10 protein-coding genes are annotated in these 14,107 nt (G+C 75.3%); 7 read left to right on the top strand and 3 right to left on the bottom strand.

Annotated elements, in window-relative coordinates; translation table 11 throughout:
* Positions 1-63: 63 nt before the first annotated feature.
* On the top strand, positions 64-1,647 hold the full coding sequence (locus tag ABD330_RS04190) for a serine/threonine-protein kinase (protein WP_344460810.1): 1,584 nt from the start codon (positions 64-66) through the stop codon (positions 1,645-1,647).
* A gap of 156 nt (positions 1,648-1,803) precedes the next feature.
* On the opposite strand, the gene ABD330_RS04185 is transcribed toward ABD330_RS04190, so the two are convergent.
* Positions 1,804-2,037, bottom strand: a complete 234-nt coding sequence (locus ABD330_RS04185) for a hypothetical protein (RefSeq protein WP_344460808.1) — start codon at positions 2,035-2,037, stop codon at positions 1,804-1,806.
* 760 nt (positions 2,038-2,797) lie between these two features.
* Here ABD330_RS04185 and ABD330_RS04180 point away from each other — a divergent pair.
* Positions 2,798-3,616, top strand: a complete 819-nt coding sequence (locus tag ABD330_RS04180; protein ID WP_344460806.1) for a recombinase family protein — start codon at positions 2,798-2,800, stop codon at positions 3,614-3,616.
* A 273-nt stretch (positions 3,617-3,889) separates the two neighbouring features.
* Complete coding sequence (locus tag ABD330_RS04175) at positions 3,890-5,854, top strand: ATP-binding cassette domain-containing protein (RefSeq protein WP_344460804.1); 1,965 nt, start codon at positions 3,890-3,892, stop codon at positions 5,852-5,854.
* 136 nt (positions 5,855-5,990) lie between these two features.
* On the opposite strand, the gene ABD330_RS04170 is transcribed toward ABD330_RS04175, so the two are convergent.
* Together ABD330_RS04170 and ABD330_RS04165 are read right to left on the bottom strand one after the other, a co-directional pair.
* Positions 5,991-6,737, bottom strand: a complete 747-nt coding sequence (locus ABD330_RS04170; protein ID WP_344460802.1) for a DUF427 domain-containing protein — start codon at positions 6,735-6,737, stop codon at positions 5,991-5,993.
* Positions 6,738-6,764: 27 nt separating this feature from the next.
* Complete coding sequence (locus ABD330_RS04165) at positions 6,765-7,754, bottom strand: GlxA family transcriptional regulator (RefSeq protein ID WP_344460800.1); 990 nt, start codon at positions 7,752-7,754, stop codon at positions 6,765-6,767.
* Positions 7,755-7,902: 148 nt separating this feature from the next.
* Between ABD330_RS04165 and ABD330_RS04160 the strand changes: the two genes are divergently transcribed.
* The 4 genes from ABD330_RS04160 (at position 7,903) to ABD330_RS04145 (ending at position 14,100) form a co-directional block, all read left to right on the top strand.
* Positions 7,903-8,625 (top strand): DJ-1/PfpI family protein, encoded by a 723-nt coding sequence (locus ABD330_RS04160; RefSeq protein WP_344460798.1) that lies wholly within the window; start codon positions 7,903-7,905, stop codon positions 8,623-8,625.
* Positions 8,626-8,796: 171 nt separating this feature from the next.
* Positions 8,797-9,840, top strand: a complete 1,044-nt coding sequence (locus tag ABD330_RS04155) for an AfsR/SARP family transcriptional regulator (protein WP_425555443.1) — start codon at positions 8,797-8,799, stop codon at positions 9,838-9,840.
* 5 nt (positions 9,841-9,845) lie between these two features.
* The gene (locus tag ABD330_RS04150; RefSeq protein WP_344460796.1) at positions 9,846-12,101 is read left to right on the top strand and encodes a TOMM precursor leader peptide-binding protein; all 2,256 of its coding nucleotides are present in this window, start codon (positions 9,846-9,848) and stop codon (positions 12,099-12,101) included.
* Positions 12,091-14,100, top strand: coding sequence for a TOMM precursor leader peptide-binding protein (locus tag ABD330_RS04145; protein WP_344460794.1), 2,010 nt, complete (start codon positions 12,091-12,093; stop codon positions 14,098-14,100). The genes ABD330_RS04150 and ABD330_RS04145 overlap by 11 nt, the downstream gene beginning before the upstream one ends.
* The last annotated feature ends 7 nt before the right edge of the window (positions 14,101-14,107 follow it).

The raw sequence follows: 14,107 nt of genomic DNA, 5'->3' as shown, positions 1-14,107 counted from the left end.
TGCCCCGGTTGCCCGGGGCGTTCCGGCCCGTTGGGAGCGCACATCGTAGAACGGCAATCCCAGATGTCCGCACCCCGGCCGAGCAGCACCCCGCTGCCTCCCCCCTTCCAGGCGCTGTCAGCCGACGACCCGCACGAGGTGGGCGGCTACCGCCTGTGCGCCCGGCTGGGCGCGGGCGGGATGGGCCGGGTGTACCTCTCGTACACACCCGGTGGGCGGCCGGTGGCGCTCAAGGTGGTGCGGCCGGAGCTGGCGGACGACGTCGAGTTCCGCCACCGGTTCGCCCAGGAGGTGGCCAGCGCCCGGCGGATCCACGGGCTCTACACCGCGCAGGTCGTCGACTCCGGCGCCGACGCCGCTACGCCGTGGCTCGCCACCGCGTACGTACCCGGGCCCTCGCTCCAGCAGGTGGTGCACCGGTACGGTCCGCTCCCGGAGCGGGCCGTCCTGCTGCTGATGGCCGGGATCGCGGAGGCGCTCCAGGCGATCCACGGCGTCGGAGTGGTGCACCGTGACCTCAAGCCCGCCAACGTCCTGATCGCCGCCGACGGCCCCCGGGTGATCGACTTCGGGATCGCCCGGGCCGCCGACGCCGCCGCGCTCACCGGGACCGGCGTGCACATCGGCTCGCCCGCCTTCATGGCGCCGGAGCAGGCCCTCGGCCGTCCCGCCACCGCGGCCACCGACGTGTTCGCGCTCGGCGCGCTCGCCGTCTACGTCGCGGGCGGCAACCCGCCGTTCGGCGAGGGGCCGGAGTCCACCTCGCTGTACCGGGCGGTGCACGAGGAGCCGGACCTCGGCCGGGTGCCGGCCGGCCTGCACCGGCTGCTGCTGCGCTGCCTCGCCAAGGAGCCGGCCGACCGGCCGACCACGGCCCAGGTGATCGAGGCCGCCCGCGCCCACCCGGCGATCGGCGGACAGCTGCGGTTCGCCGAGGACTGGCTGCCGCAGCAGGTCGGCCACGAGATCACCCGCCGCGCCGAACTGCCCACCGCGCCGGCCCACCTGCCCACCGTCCTGGCGACGCTGCCCGGGATCGGGATACCCGAGCAGCGGACGATGGCCCTCGGGCACCCGGCGCAGGCCGCCGAGGCACCCGAAGCGCCCGAGGCACCCGAGACGCCCACGGTGGCCGTGCCGCGCGCCGGCCGGCGACGGGTCCGGACGGCGCTGATCGCCGCCACCGCCCTGCTCGTGGGCGCCGCAGGGGCGTTCGCGCTGCTCGACCCGTTCGGCGACGGCGACTCAGGGGCCGCCACCCTGGACGCCGCCTCGTACAGCAGCGCCTACTCCGGCACCGAACTGACCTCGCCGGACCACACCTACGAGTTCGACCTCAAGGCCGGCCAGGTGGTCCCCCAGGAGACCGCAGCCTGGTACCTGGCGCGCAGCGCCACCGAGTTCATCGTCCCCGAGGACAGCGACGCCTACCTGGCACCGGACGGCCCGCTCGCCCTGGCCGACTGCATCCAGGGCCTCGGCAGCCGGCCCGTCACCTCGCTGCCGTTCAGCGCGCTCGCCGACGGCCAGGCCTTCTGCCTCCGCTCCCGGAGCGGGCACGACGTGGCCGTCGTCCGGGTGCTCTCGACGGCTGCGGACGACGGGCCGGTCGCGATCTCGCTGGACTACTACCGCCACGACGGCTGAGCCCGCGCGGGCGGCCCGGCCCTGGGCCCCGGCCCGCTCGCCTGCCCACCGGCCTGCCGCTCGGCCCGCCGCTCGACCCGGTGAACTTCCCGAGTACGAAACGGAGTTACGCCGCCTCGGCGGCGCCTCGATCCGGCGGCCGGGCGTGCCGCCGCGTCAGTCCAGGTACTGCATGGCGATCCGGCAGTTGGCCGACGGCCTGCGGCCGTGCCCGGATCCGGCCTGCTCCTCGTCGTCCTGGCGGGCGGCGAAGACCGTCCCGCGCAGCAGCCCGCGCAGCACCGTGTCGTCCACGGCCGGACGGAGCGTGCGCGCGCCGGGTCCGGCGGGTTCGGACGGCTCGGCGGATTCGGCCGGCTCGGCGGCGACGAGGACCTGGATGTCGGTCATGGCGGATCTTTCCCTCCGGCGACGGTGCGGGCCGGTGGCACTCCCGGCCCGCACCTCCAGTGGAGACCCGGACGGCTCCGGGCGCACCAGGCCTTGACGCCCGGCCTACGCGAAACCGGCCCGCCCTGACGACACCTTGACGGCCACGCCTCCGGGCGGCTTCCGCAGGCGCCGCCAGGACCGCGCCCCGGCGGCCCGGTGCACCGACCCCCGGGCCGCACCGGCGGCCTGACGACCGGCCACGCGCGGCACCACGGGTATCTCCGCCACCGCGCCGTTCCGGCACGACACCGGCGGGACACCGGCGGGAGGGCGGTGGGACATCGGCATGACACCCGACAGATTCCCCGGCCAGATAGTTGTTAGGTAAGGCTCTCCTACTCTATGTTCTATCCGGTCAGGCATCGGTTGCACGGCCGCCGCTGCCCTCGGTCCCGGCTGCCCTCGTGCCCGGCCGTCCTCGCGCCCGCCGGAAGTTTGGAGCTCGCAATGGCCTTCGGATCCAGCAGACCAGTGCGGTTACTGACTGTCCGCCTCCGCCCGCCCCATGCCCGGTAGCGCCCGGGACCGCACCGTGAAGCATCCCGAAACCGATACCCAACCCGCCCGGCGCGGCACCCGACCGCGCACCACGCCCGCACCCACGGCCCGACCGGCCGCCGAACGAGAGCCGACGGGCCAGCCGGCCGCCGAACGGCCTTCCACCGCAACGGAACTGACGGACCGACAGTCGACCGACCGGCACGTGACGGACCGACCGGTGACGGAGCAGCCGACGCCGGACCGCCCCCTCGCGGGCCGGCCGCACGGCGGCGGTCTGCGCCGGTACGGCTACGAGCTCGGCATGACCGCCCTGGTGCCCGCCGAAGCGGCCGTCGTACGCGAGATCTTCGCCGACTTCCTGGCCGGCGCGAGCCTGCGCGCCCTCGCGGTCGGCCTGAACACGCGCGGCGTCCCGACGTCGGGCGGCAGCCGGTGGACGGTCGGCGGGGTCGCCCGCATCCTCGACGCTCCCCGCTACGCCGGGCTGCTCGTCCTGCGCGGCAAGGTCGCCCGTACCGACGACGGCGGCTACCTGTACGGCGCCTGGCCGCCCTGTGTCGGCCTCGCCGAGTGGGAGCAGGTCCGGGAGATGCGCGCCTCGCGGGCCGGCGCGGCCGCCTCGGCCCGGCGGCCCGACGAGCGCTACCCGCTGACCGGCCTGGTGCGGTGCGCGCGCTGCGACCGGCGGATGGTCGGCTCGGCCGTCGCCGGCTACCGGATGTACGCGTGCACCACGCCCAGCCGCCTGCTGCCGCGCCAGTGCACCCGGCGGATCGGCGCGCAGTCCCTGGAGGCGTTCGTCGAGCAGGCGGCGGCGCTCGCCCTGCGGACTCTCGACCCGGCGGCGCTCGGGCATCCGCCCGCCCTGGACGGGGTCACCACCGGCCCGGACGCCGTGCGCCAGTGGCGGCGGCTGTCGCCGGACCGCCGGGCCGCCGCCGTGCACCAGCTGTTCGAGGCCGTCCTGATCGACGCGTCCTCCACCAGCCGCGGCGTCTTCGACCCCGGCCGGGTCCGCACCGCCCGACGCGGCTGACGCGGGCCGCCGCCGCGAGTGGCGACCGCCGCCGAGCGGACCCCCGGGAAGATCGGCCGCTACCAACGCGCCGGTCGGGACACGGATTCACCCGAATCGAGTGAGGCCGCCCGGGACACGCCGAGCGGCACCGCGAGCCGCTGACAGGATCGGGGCCGCACCGGCAGCCCGAACCCGCCCACCGGCCCCGGCCCGCGCCTTCGACGCGGCCGCCCCGCCGGCGATCCGGGCTGCCCGTGCACCGTACATTCCCTACGCCCCACGGGAGTTCGCGTGTCCGAGCAGAACGTGAAGCAGCAGACCAGGCAGGACCGGCATCAGGACCAGGAGCAGGACCAGGACCAGGACCGGCCCACCGAGGAGGAGTTGAGGTTCGCCGGGGCCAGTGACCACCGGAAGGCGGCCGGGCGGAGCATGTCCGCGCTCGCCATGCTGCGCCGTCTGCCGCAGCTCATCCGGCGGGCGCTCGCCCTCGCCTGGCGGGTCGACCGCGGCTCCACCGCCCTCCTGCTGGCCTGCCAGGCGGTCTCGGGTGTCCTCGGCGCGCTCGCCCTGTACGCCACCACCGGCACCATCGCCGCTCTGATCACCGCCGGCCCGGTCGTCGGACGCCTGCACCAGGCCGCGCCGTCGCTCCTGCTGCTGACCGGCTCCAGCGGGGTCCGGGCGCTGCTCGGCGCCGTCATCGCGGGCCTGTCGGAGCGGCTGTCGCCGCGGATCGGCCGGGAGGCGGAGATGGAGCTGCTGACCGTCGCGACGGCCGCCGAACTCGCCGCCTACGACAACCCCGGCTACAACGACCGCTGGGACGCCGCCGACCGGGGCGCCGACACCGCGAAGGAACTGCTCGGCGACGCACAGAACATCCTCGCCGCGGCCGTCTCGCTGGCGGCCGCCGCCGGGGTGCTCACCGCGCTGCACCCGCTGCTGCTGCCGTTCCTGCTCCTCGCCTCCCTGCCGCAGGGGGTGGCGGCGGTCCGCTCCGCCCGGATCCACTACCTCGCCATGCTCGACACCACCGAGGACCGCCGGGTGCTCGGGATGCTCCGCTGGTACCTGGTGGACAAGAACACCGCGGACCAGGTGCGTTCCGACACCGTGGCCGAGCATTTGCTGGACAAGTACCGGCAGGCCGGCGCGCGGATCGACCGGACGACGGACCGGGCGTCCTGGCAGTCCGCCCGGGTGACCCTGCTGGGCTCCACCGCCGCCGGGTTCGCCACCGCGCTGGTCTGGACCGTCCTGCTGGTGCTGCTCGCCAAGGGCCTGGTCGGCGTGGCCTCCGCCGGGACGGCCGTGTTCGCGCTGCGCACCGCCGCCAACGGGTTGCAGGGCATGGTCTCGCACGGCGCCCGGCTGTACCGGGTCGGGCTGTACCTGGACGACTGGGCGGCCTTCCTCGACGAGGCCGGCGGCCACCGGATCGAGCGCGGCAGGACCCTGCCGGAGCCGCCCGAGGTGGTCGAGGTCCGGGACGTCACGTACACCTACCAGGACGCCGACGCACCCGCGCTGGACCGGGTCAGCCTGACCGTCCGGCGGGGCGAGATCGTGGCCCTGATCGGCGAGAACGGGTCCGGCAAGTCCACGCTGCTGAAGCTGGTCTCCGCGCTCTACCTGCCCACCCGGGGCACCGTCAGCTGGGACGGCCTGCCCACCGGCGAGCTGGACGCCCACGCGGCCTGGCGGTACACCGCCCGGGTCCCGCAGGAGTTCGCCCGCTGGCCGCTGACCGCGCGGGAGAACGTGCACCTGGGCCAGCCTTCGGCGGACGGCGACACCGCCGTCCTGGCGGCCACCGCGCTCTGCGGCGCCGACGAGGTGGTGGCCGGTCTGCGCTCCGGGCTGGACACCCTGCTCGCCCGGCAGTGGTGGGGCGGCCAGGAACTGTCCGCCGGGCAGTGGCAGCGCTTCGCCGTCGCCCGCTCGTTCTTCCGCTCCACCCGCAACCCCGGCCTGCTGATCCTGGACGAGCCCACCTCGGCGCTGGACCCGAGGGCCGAGCACCGGATCTTCAAGAACCTCCGCGCCCTCGCCCGCGACCGGGCCGTCCTGCTGGTCACCCACAACCTGAGCAACGTCGTGGTCGCCGACCGGATCGTGGTGATGGCCGGGGGCCGGATCGTCCAGCAGGGCAGCTGGGCCGAACTCTCCGTCCGCCCGGGCCTGTTCCGCGAACTCCTCGACCTCCAGCGCGACCGCGGCGTCCCGGGCCCGCGGACCGCCACCGCCTCCTGACCCCGGCCCGGCGGCGGGCGCGACCCCCCGCGCCCGCCACCGGGCCCCACCGCTACCGACCTACCGCTACCGACCTACCGCTACCGACCTACCGCTACCGACCTACCGCTACCGACCTACCGCTACCGACCTACCGCTACCGGCGCGGCCGCTCCTGCCGCACCCCGTCCACGTACACGTCCACCTTGTCGTCGTAGAACGCCACCAGGCCGGCGATCTTCTGGCTCTCCGGCAGCGGCGTCCGGTACGACCAGGCGATCTCCGGGTACGCCTGCCCGCCGACCCGGGCCGACACGTGCTCCGCCCGGCCCTTGTACGGGCAGTGCGTGACCAGCGGGCTCGGTTCGAGCAGGTCGAGCCGCACGTCCGTCTTGGGCAGGTAGTAGCGCACGGGCAGCCCGGTCTCGAAGAGCAGCCGCGGGCTGCCCGACTCCGCCAGCACCACCCCGCCCAGCTCGATCCGGACCGTCCGGGAGGAGGGCAGGATGTCGATCCGGGTGTACGGGCTGCGCGGGTGCGTGTAGACCTCCTCGTCCTCCTCGAACCAGGCGTCCATCGCGTCCCAGTCGAACCGGACCAGCCCGCGCAGCTCCTCCACCGGCGAATCCTCGAACCGCCAGGCGGCGTCCACCGCCGTCCGGTCACCCGTGGTGACGGTGAACAGCTTCGCGTCACCCCGGCTCGGCCAGTGCCTGGTGCGCCCGGTGTCGGTCAGCAGCTCGGTCCGGACGTCGGCCACCGGCACGTAGTACGCCGGGTAGTGCGGGTTCTCCCAGACCAGCACGGGCCGCAGCGTGTCCACCACCGCCTGCCCGCCCAGGAAGGCGCGCACCCGCTTCGCGCCCGGCTCGATCCGCGTGACTCTGGTGCTCGTAGTAGCCATACCGGTAGAACCCGCCCGGCCGCCCTTTCATTTCGCCTCCGCCTTCGCGCCCCCGCCGCGCAGGGCGGTGCGGTGGCGGGAGGGGGCGGTGCCGAAACGGGTCAGGAAGGCCTGGCGGAGCGTCTCGGTCGAGCCGAAGCCGCAGCGGCGGGCGACGGCGGTGAGCGGGAGGGCGGTGGACTCCAGCAGGTGGGCGGCCGCCTCGGTGCGGGCGGTGCGGACGAACCGGGCCGGGGTGTCGCCGAGTTGGTCGAGGAAGAGCCGGGCGAGGTGGCGCTCGCTGAGGCCGGCCCGGGCGGCGAGGGCCGCGCTGCCGAGATCCTCGTCCAGGTGGCTGGTGATGTGCTGGACGAGTCGGCACAGGATCCGGTTCTCCGGTGGTGCGTCCTTGACGAAGATGGACAACTGGGCCTGGTTGCCGGGCCGTTGCAGATAGGTGACCAGCCAGCGGGCCGCCGTCCGGGCCAGGTCCGGGCCGTGGTCGTCCTCGACCAGCGCCAAGGTCAGGTCCAGCGCGCTGGTCACCCCGGCGGAGGTGTAGACCTCGCCGTCGCGGAGGTAGAGCGGGCCCGGGTCGACGGCGACGGCCGGGTGCCGGTCGGCGAGGTCGCGGGCGTAGGCCCAGTGCGTGGTCGCCCGGCGCCCGTCCAGCAGGCCGGCCGCCGCCAGGACGCCGGCCCCGGTGCAGACCGAGGCGACCCGGCGGCTCCGGGCCGCCAGCCGGCGTACCTGCCCGACCAGCCCCGCGTCCTCGGCGGCGGACCGGTGCCCGAGGCCGCCCGCGACCACCAGCGTGTCCAGCGGCCCGCGGACCTGCTCCAGCGCCTCCTGGCCCGCCAGCACCATCCCGCCGGAGGTCCGCACCGGCCGCCCGCCGGAGGTGGCCAGCCGGACCTGGTAGGGCGGCTGCGCACCGAGCCGGTTCGCCGAGTCGAAGGTGTCGCTCACGCAGGCGATGTCGAGGAGTTCCGCCTGGTCGTAGCCGATGATCACCACGCGTCGGGCTGTTGTCGTCATGGCCGACAACCTACGCGAAGGCGTCCGAAAGACAGGGATCGCAGGATTCCGGACCACCGGATCGGAGCCCGCCCCGGGCGGGGCGGCGCCGGTGTGACAGTGAGTCCACCGCCGGCGCACCAGCCGCGACCCCACCCGAGGAGCCGACATGACCCACACCCCCGCCGCCGAGGCCGAGGCCCGGACCAGGACCATCGCGTTCGCCGTCTACCCCGGCATCACGCCGCTCGACCTGGTCGGCCCGTTGCAGGTCTGCGCCGCGCTGGCCGATCTCGTACCGGGCTACCGGACGGTCGTGGTCGGCGAGCGGATCGAGCCGATGCGCACCGACACCCCGCTCGCCCTGGTGCCGAGCCACACCTTCGCCGAGGTCCCCGACCCGGACGTGTTCATCGTCCCCGGCGGCCTGACGCCGACGCTCACGGCGATGGCCGACGAGACGCTGCTCGCGCACCTGCGCCGGACGGCCGGGCGGGCCCGGATCGTCGGGTCGGTCTGCACCGGTTCGCTGCTGCTGGCCGCCGCCGGGGTACTGGAGGGCCGCCGGGCCACCAGCCACTGGATGTACCGGGACCTGCTCGCCCGGTTCGGCGCGACGCCGGTCGCCGAACGCTGGGTCGAGGACGGGCCGTTCGTCACCGCCGCCGGGGTGTCCTCCGGTATCGACATGGCGCTGCAGCTGGTGAGCCGGATCGCCGGTGAGGAGGTCGCCCGGCAGATCCAGCTGTTCATCGAGTACGACCCCGAGCCGCCGTTCGGCCCGATCGACTGGGCCGCCGCCGGTGCGCCGGCGCACGCCGATTTCGCCTCGGCCGTGCTCGCCGAGGCCCTGGCGGACCATCCGGAGCTGCTCACCCGCCTGACCGCCTGAGCACCCGCTCCCCCTGGACCGGTGGTCTTGGCTCACTGTTAACTCAAATGACCACACGCATCGTTGACGTAGCCGAACACCAGCCCGTACGTTCTGGGCCCGAGGATGTTGGCACCGGACGGTCAACCCGGTGCCGCGTACGTACTGCGAGGTCAGGGGGGAACCGTGCGCATGGCCGAGGGGATTCCCGAGGACGGCGGGCAGGCCAGGTTCACCGTCCTCGGACTGCTCGCCATCGCGGACAGCCGGGAGGTCGCGGTACTCCAACCCTCCAAACCGGCCGCCCTGTTGGCCGCACTGCTGGTCAGACCCAACACCGTGGTGTCGGTCGAGCGCCTGCAACAGGTGATCTGGGGGACCGAGACGCCCGGCACCGCGAAGGCCGCGCTGCAGACCTGTGTGCTGCGGCTGCGGCGGCTGTTCGGCAAGTACGGGATCTCCGGCAGCACCATCGAGGCGGTGCCCGGCGGCTACCGGATGGCGGCCGACGAACGGACCCTGGACCTGCTGCAGTTCCGCGCGTTACTGAGCCGCGCGGCCGCCACCGAGGACCTCGCCGCCGAGCTCGAACTGCTCCGCTCCGCACTGGCGTTGTGGCAGCTGCCGGTCCTCACGAACGTCAACTCCGAGTCACTGCACCGCGACGACGTCCCGCGGCTGACCGAGGAGTGGCTGCGGACGGCCGAGCGGATCTTCGACATCGAACTGGCCCTGGGCCGATGTCGCGAGGCACTGGCCGAACTCCGGCCGGTGGCCCACGCGCACCCCGTGCACGAGCGCTTCTGGGAGCAGCTGATCGAGGCGCTGCACCGGACCGGCAGACGGGCGGAGGCGCTGGCCGAGTACCGCAGGGTCAAGGAGCACCTGCTGGACGAGCTCGGCGTCGACCCCGGACCGGCCTTGCGGCGCCTCGAACTCGCCATCCTGCGCGGCGAGTCCGCGCCCGAGCCGGCGCCCGCCGCACTCCCCGCCGCACTGCCCGGCGCCGCCAGCGGGGCGCGGGTCCTGGAGAGCCTGGTACAGGCCGGGCTGCTGGAGGAGGTACCGCCCGGCCGGTACCGGATCCACGAACTGCTCCGGGCCTTCACACTCGCCGCGGCCGGCAGCGGCCCCCGCGCGCCGACCGACCACCCCGTGGCGCCGTACCCCGGCTCCACGCCTGCGCTCCAACCCCCGCGGCAGACAGCCGCTCCGCTGCGTACGACAGAGGTGTGAGGGATATGGCCGCGTACGAGGAGATCGCCGAGACCCGTCCACGGATCCGGCGTGACGTGTTGTTCAGCCGGACACCGAACGGGGTGCTGTTCCACAACGCCCACGGCGGGTTCAACCTCACCACGAAGGAGGCGTACCGCTTCGCCTCGCTGCTCGTCCCGCACCTGAACGGGCGGCACCGGGTCGCCGAGCTCTGCCAGGGGCTCGCCGAGCAGCAGCGGAGCATGGTCGTCGAGCTCGTCCGCGCGCTCTACAAGCGCGACTTCGCCCGCGACGCCGGGCCGGAGCCGGTGGCGGCACTGCCCGCCGAGGTCGCGGCCCGGTTCGCCCCGCAGATCGACTACGTCGACCACTACGTGGGCGAGGCGGCGAGCCGGTTCCAGCGGTTCCGCGAGACCCGGGTGGCCGTGCTGGGCGACGACGCGCTCGCCCGCTGGTGCGTGCTGAGCCTGGTCCGCAACGGCTGCGCCACCGTCGGCGTGCCGGCCGGGGCGGCCGAGGCGGGCAGCGGAGCCGGTTCAGGCTTCGCGGAGGTCGAGGCGGAGCTGCGGGCGCTCGCCGAGGACGGCTGCCCGGTGGAGCTGATCCGCATCGGCGGCGCCGACCGGCCCGGCGGCGGGCCGGCCGCCGGCGGGCTGGACTGGGCGGACCTGGACGGGTTCGACCTGGTCGTGGTGACCGGCGGGTCCGCCGGGCCCCGGCAGGTGGTCCGGCTGCTGGAGGCCGGGATACCCGACGGCCGGCGGCTGCTGCCGGCCTGGCTGCTCGGCGGCCGCGCGGTGGTCGGCCCGCTGATGGCACCCCGGACACCCGGCTGCTGGGTGTGCGCCGCGCTGCGGCTCGAAGCCAACTCCGAGCCCGGGCCCGCCGCCGAGCTGTGGAGCGGTGTCGCGCCGCTCGCGCCGCTGACCGCGGGCGACCGCCCGCTCGGCGGCCCGCTCGCGGCGATGATCGGCAACCTGCTCGGCTACGAGGTGTTCCGGCTCACCACCGGCGCGCTGCCCGCCGAGACCGACGGACGGCTGCTGATCCAGGACCTGGACTCGCTGGACGTCGTCACCGAGCCGCTGCTCCCGCACCCGCGCTGCCCGCGCTGCTCCGCCGACGCCGCCACGCTCCCGGCGGACTTCGCGGACCTCCCCGAAACCGCCGAGGACCGGCTCCCCGCCGACGGCGCGGCGGAGGAGGCGGCCGCCCAGGCGGCACTGGCCGAACTCGACACCCGGGCCGTCCTGGTCCAGCCGCAGGCCGGTGTCTTCGGCCGGTACGCCGACGACACCTGGAACCAGACCCCGCTCAAGGTCGGCACCGTCGAGCTGGGGGTCGGCCACGGCGTCCGGCGGCAGATCTCGGCATTCGACGTGCACCATGTCGCGGGCGCCCGGCTGCGCGCGCTGTACCGGGCGGCCGAGGTCCACACCGAGCACGTCGTCCCGCTGACCGGCACCCTGCGCGCGGCCGGGGCGGCGGCCGACCCGCGCCCCCGGATCGCCCCGGCGGCGCTGGCCACCGCGAGCGGCGTGGCCGGCCCCGACGCCGAGGTGACCGCCTGGCACCCGGCCGGCTCGCTGCTCACCGGCACCCGGGTCCTGGTGCCCGCGGCCGCGCTGCGCCCCTTCGGGCCGGACAACCGGGACCGCTTCTTCGAGGCCACCGCCGCCGGCACGGGCGCGGGCGGCACGGCGGGCGGGGCGACGGCCCGCGCCCTGCTGACCGCGCTGTCGTACGACGCGCTGCGCCGGGCCGTGCGCGGGGTGTCCCCGGCCGGGCTGGTCACGCTGGACTCGCTCCGGGACGACGTCGAACTCACCTTCCTGGCCCGCTCCGCCAAGAACCTCGGCCTGGAACTCGAACTGCTGGAACTCGGCACCACCCCGCTCCCCGTCGTGCTGGCCCGGGCCGCCGGCCCGGGGGAGGGGCCGGGCGTCTGGACGGTCGGCAGCGGTACCAGGCTGCGCCAGGCGGTGCTGGAGGCCGTCCGCGACCTGCTCGGCCGGGTCCAGCTGGGACGCGACCTCGGCGGCCCGGCCGTCGACCCGGGCGATCCGCTGCTCGGGGAGCTGGACGCCGGGACGCTCACCGCGGGCCGCGAATCCACCGCCGACCTCGGCACCGGCGCGGACTGGCCCGAGGTGCTGGCCGCGCTGCGCGGCGCCGGGCGCGACGTCCTGGTGGCTCCGGCCGGTTCCGCGGACCTGCGGGCGGGCCGCATCGAGGTCGTCCGCGTCCTGCTGGCGGACGGGACCTCCGGTGCGCGGTGACGTCCTCCCCCGCCCGGCGGCCGGGACGACGGGGTACACCGGGCCGTGGACAGACACCTGCGAGGCGCTGGCGGGGCTGCTGACGGCGGGCCTGGCCCGGCACCGGGCCGGCGGGGCGGACCTGCGGGCCGAGGTCTCCGTCCTGGGCACCCGCGACGAGCTGGCGGTGGCCGGGGCCGCCGTGGGCACGGCCGCCGGCACGCCGGTGCACCTCTACGGCCACCACGCGATCGTCGGCCCGTCCGTGACCGGCGCCGCCGACGCACCGTCCTCGCCCTGCCCGCGCTGCCTGGCCCGTCGCTGGCAGGCCGTCCGCTCGGGTTCACTGCGCGAGGCGCTCGAACTGGGCACCGAGAACGGCACCCACGCGGTCGGCGAGCCGCCGTGGGCGGTGCCGTTCCTCGCCGACGCACTCGCCGCACTGCTCGCCGCCCGGGCGGAACGCGCCGAGCGCGTGGGCGACGCCGAGCACACGGCGAGCGGCGCCGAGCGCTTCCCCACCGTCCACCTCCTCGACCTGGAGACGCTGCGGGTCAGCGGCTTCCCGCTGGTGCCGGACGCGGAGTGCCCGCAGTGCGACCGCCGCACCGAGGACAGCGCCGAGGCCGCCCGGATCGAGCCGCAGAGCCGCCCCAAGCCCGCGCCGGAGGTGTTCCGGCTGCACGGGATCGACGAGTACGACCTGCCGCTGGCCGCGTTCGTCAACCCGGTCGCCGGGATGCTCGGGCCCTCGGTCGTCCCCGACCTGGTCTCCGCCTCCACCTCCTCCACCGTCGGCTGCTTCACCATGCGCTCGGGCAGCTACCTGCGGGAGTGCTTCTGGGGCGGCCACACCGCCAACTACCGGACGAGCACCCGGGTCGGCCTGCTGGAGGGGCTGGAGCGCTTCGCCGGGATGCGGGCCCGGGGCCGCCGGACGACGGTGTTCGCCGCCTTCGACGAACTCGGCGGCCAGGCCCTCGACCCGCGCGAGTGCGGCGTGTACGCCGACGCGTTCTACCGCGCCGAGCCCGGCATCACGCCGTACGCGCCGGACCGGCCGATCCCCTGGGTCTGGGGGTACTCGCTGCGCGACCGGCGGCCGGTGCTGGTCCCGGAGATCCTCACCTACTACCACTCCCCCGGCGGGCTGGAGAACCGCTTCGTCCAGGAGAGTTCGAACGGCTGCGCCTCGGGCGGCTGCCTGGAGGAGGCCGTCTACTTCGGGCTGATGGAGGCCGTCGAACGGGACGCCTTCCTGATCGCCTGGTACGGCATGCTCGGGCTGCCCGAACTGGACGCCCGCAGCAGCAGCCGGCCCGAAACCCGGGCGCTGGTCGACCGGTTGGAGATGTACGGGTACCGGGCACGGTTCTTCGACACCCGGATCAGCTTCCCGATCCCGGTGGTGACCGCCGTCGCCGAGCGGATCGACGGCGGGCTCGGGCGGCTCTGCTTCGGCGCGGGCGCGAGCCTGGACCCGGAGGCGGCGCTCTGGGCCGGGCTCTGCGAGATCGCCACCGACGCCGTCAACCTGCGCCGCCGTACGGCCCGGGAGGAGCGGCGGCTGCGGGCGATGGCCGAGGACTTCGACCGGATCCAGGTCCTGCACGACCACCCGCTGGTCTACGGGCTGCCCGAGATGGCCCGCTACGCCGACTTCCTGCTCGCCCCCGGGGGCGGCCCGGCCCGGCGGCCCGGGCCGCTCGGCGGTCTGAGCACGCCCGGCGCCCTCCGCCCGGCCGCCGACCTCCGGGACGACCTGCGCGGTTGCGTGGACGCGGTGACGGGCGCGGGCTTCGACGTGGTCGTGGTGGACCAGACCATGCCCGAGCAGCGCGACCTCGGGTTCCACACCGCGAGCGTGATCGTGCCCGGCCTGCTGCCGATCGACTTCGGCCACCGCCGCCAACGCGCCCTGACCATGCCCCGGTTGCGCACCGCCCCGCGGGAGGCCGGCCTGCGCGGGCACGACCTGCGGGCCGACGAGCTCAACCCCGCACCGCACCCCTTCCCCTGACCTCAGC

This window comes from Kitasatospora kazusensis (assembly GCF_039529945.1).
In the GTDB taxonomy this organism is placed as follows: Bacteria; Actinomycetota; Actinomycetes; order Streptomycetales; family Streptomycetaceae; genus Kitasatospora; species Kitasatospora kazusensis.
The sequence above is the reverse complement of the archived record's forward strand: the minus strand, read 5'-3'. Positions and strand labels throughout refer to the sequence as shown.

Bases quoted from the DNA above. Each gene is read 5' to 3' on its own strand.
- ABD330_RS04185 (WP_344460808.1), bottom strand. From the start codon at position 2,037: ATGACCGACATCCAGGTCCTCGTCGCCGCCGAGCCGGCCGAATCCGCC.
- ABD330_RS04155 (WP_425555443.1), top strand. From the start codon at position 8,797: ATGGCCGAGGGGATTCCCGAGGACGGCGGGCAGGCCAGGTTCACCGTC.
- ABD330_RS04170 (WP_344460802.1), bottom strand. From the start codon at position 6,737: ATGGCTACTACGAGCACCAGAGTCACGCGGATCGAGCCGGGCGCGAAG.
- ABD330_RS04190 (WP_344460810.1), top strand. From the start codon at position 64: ATGTCCGCACCCCGGCCGAGCAGCACCCCGCTGCCTCCCCCCTTCCAG.
- ABD330_RS04165 (WP_344460800.1), bottom strand. From the start codon at position 7,754: ATGACGACAACAGCCCGACGCGTGGTGATCATCGGCTACGACCAGGCG.
- ABD330_RS04160 (WP_344460798.1), top strand. From the start codon at position 7,903: ATGACCCACACCCCCGCCGCCGAGGCCGAGGCCCGGACCAGGACCATC.
- ABD330_RS04150 (WP_344460796.1), top strand. From the start codon at position 9,846: ATGGCCGCGTACGAGGAGATCGCCGAGACCCGTCCACGGATCCGGCGT.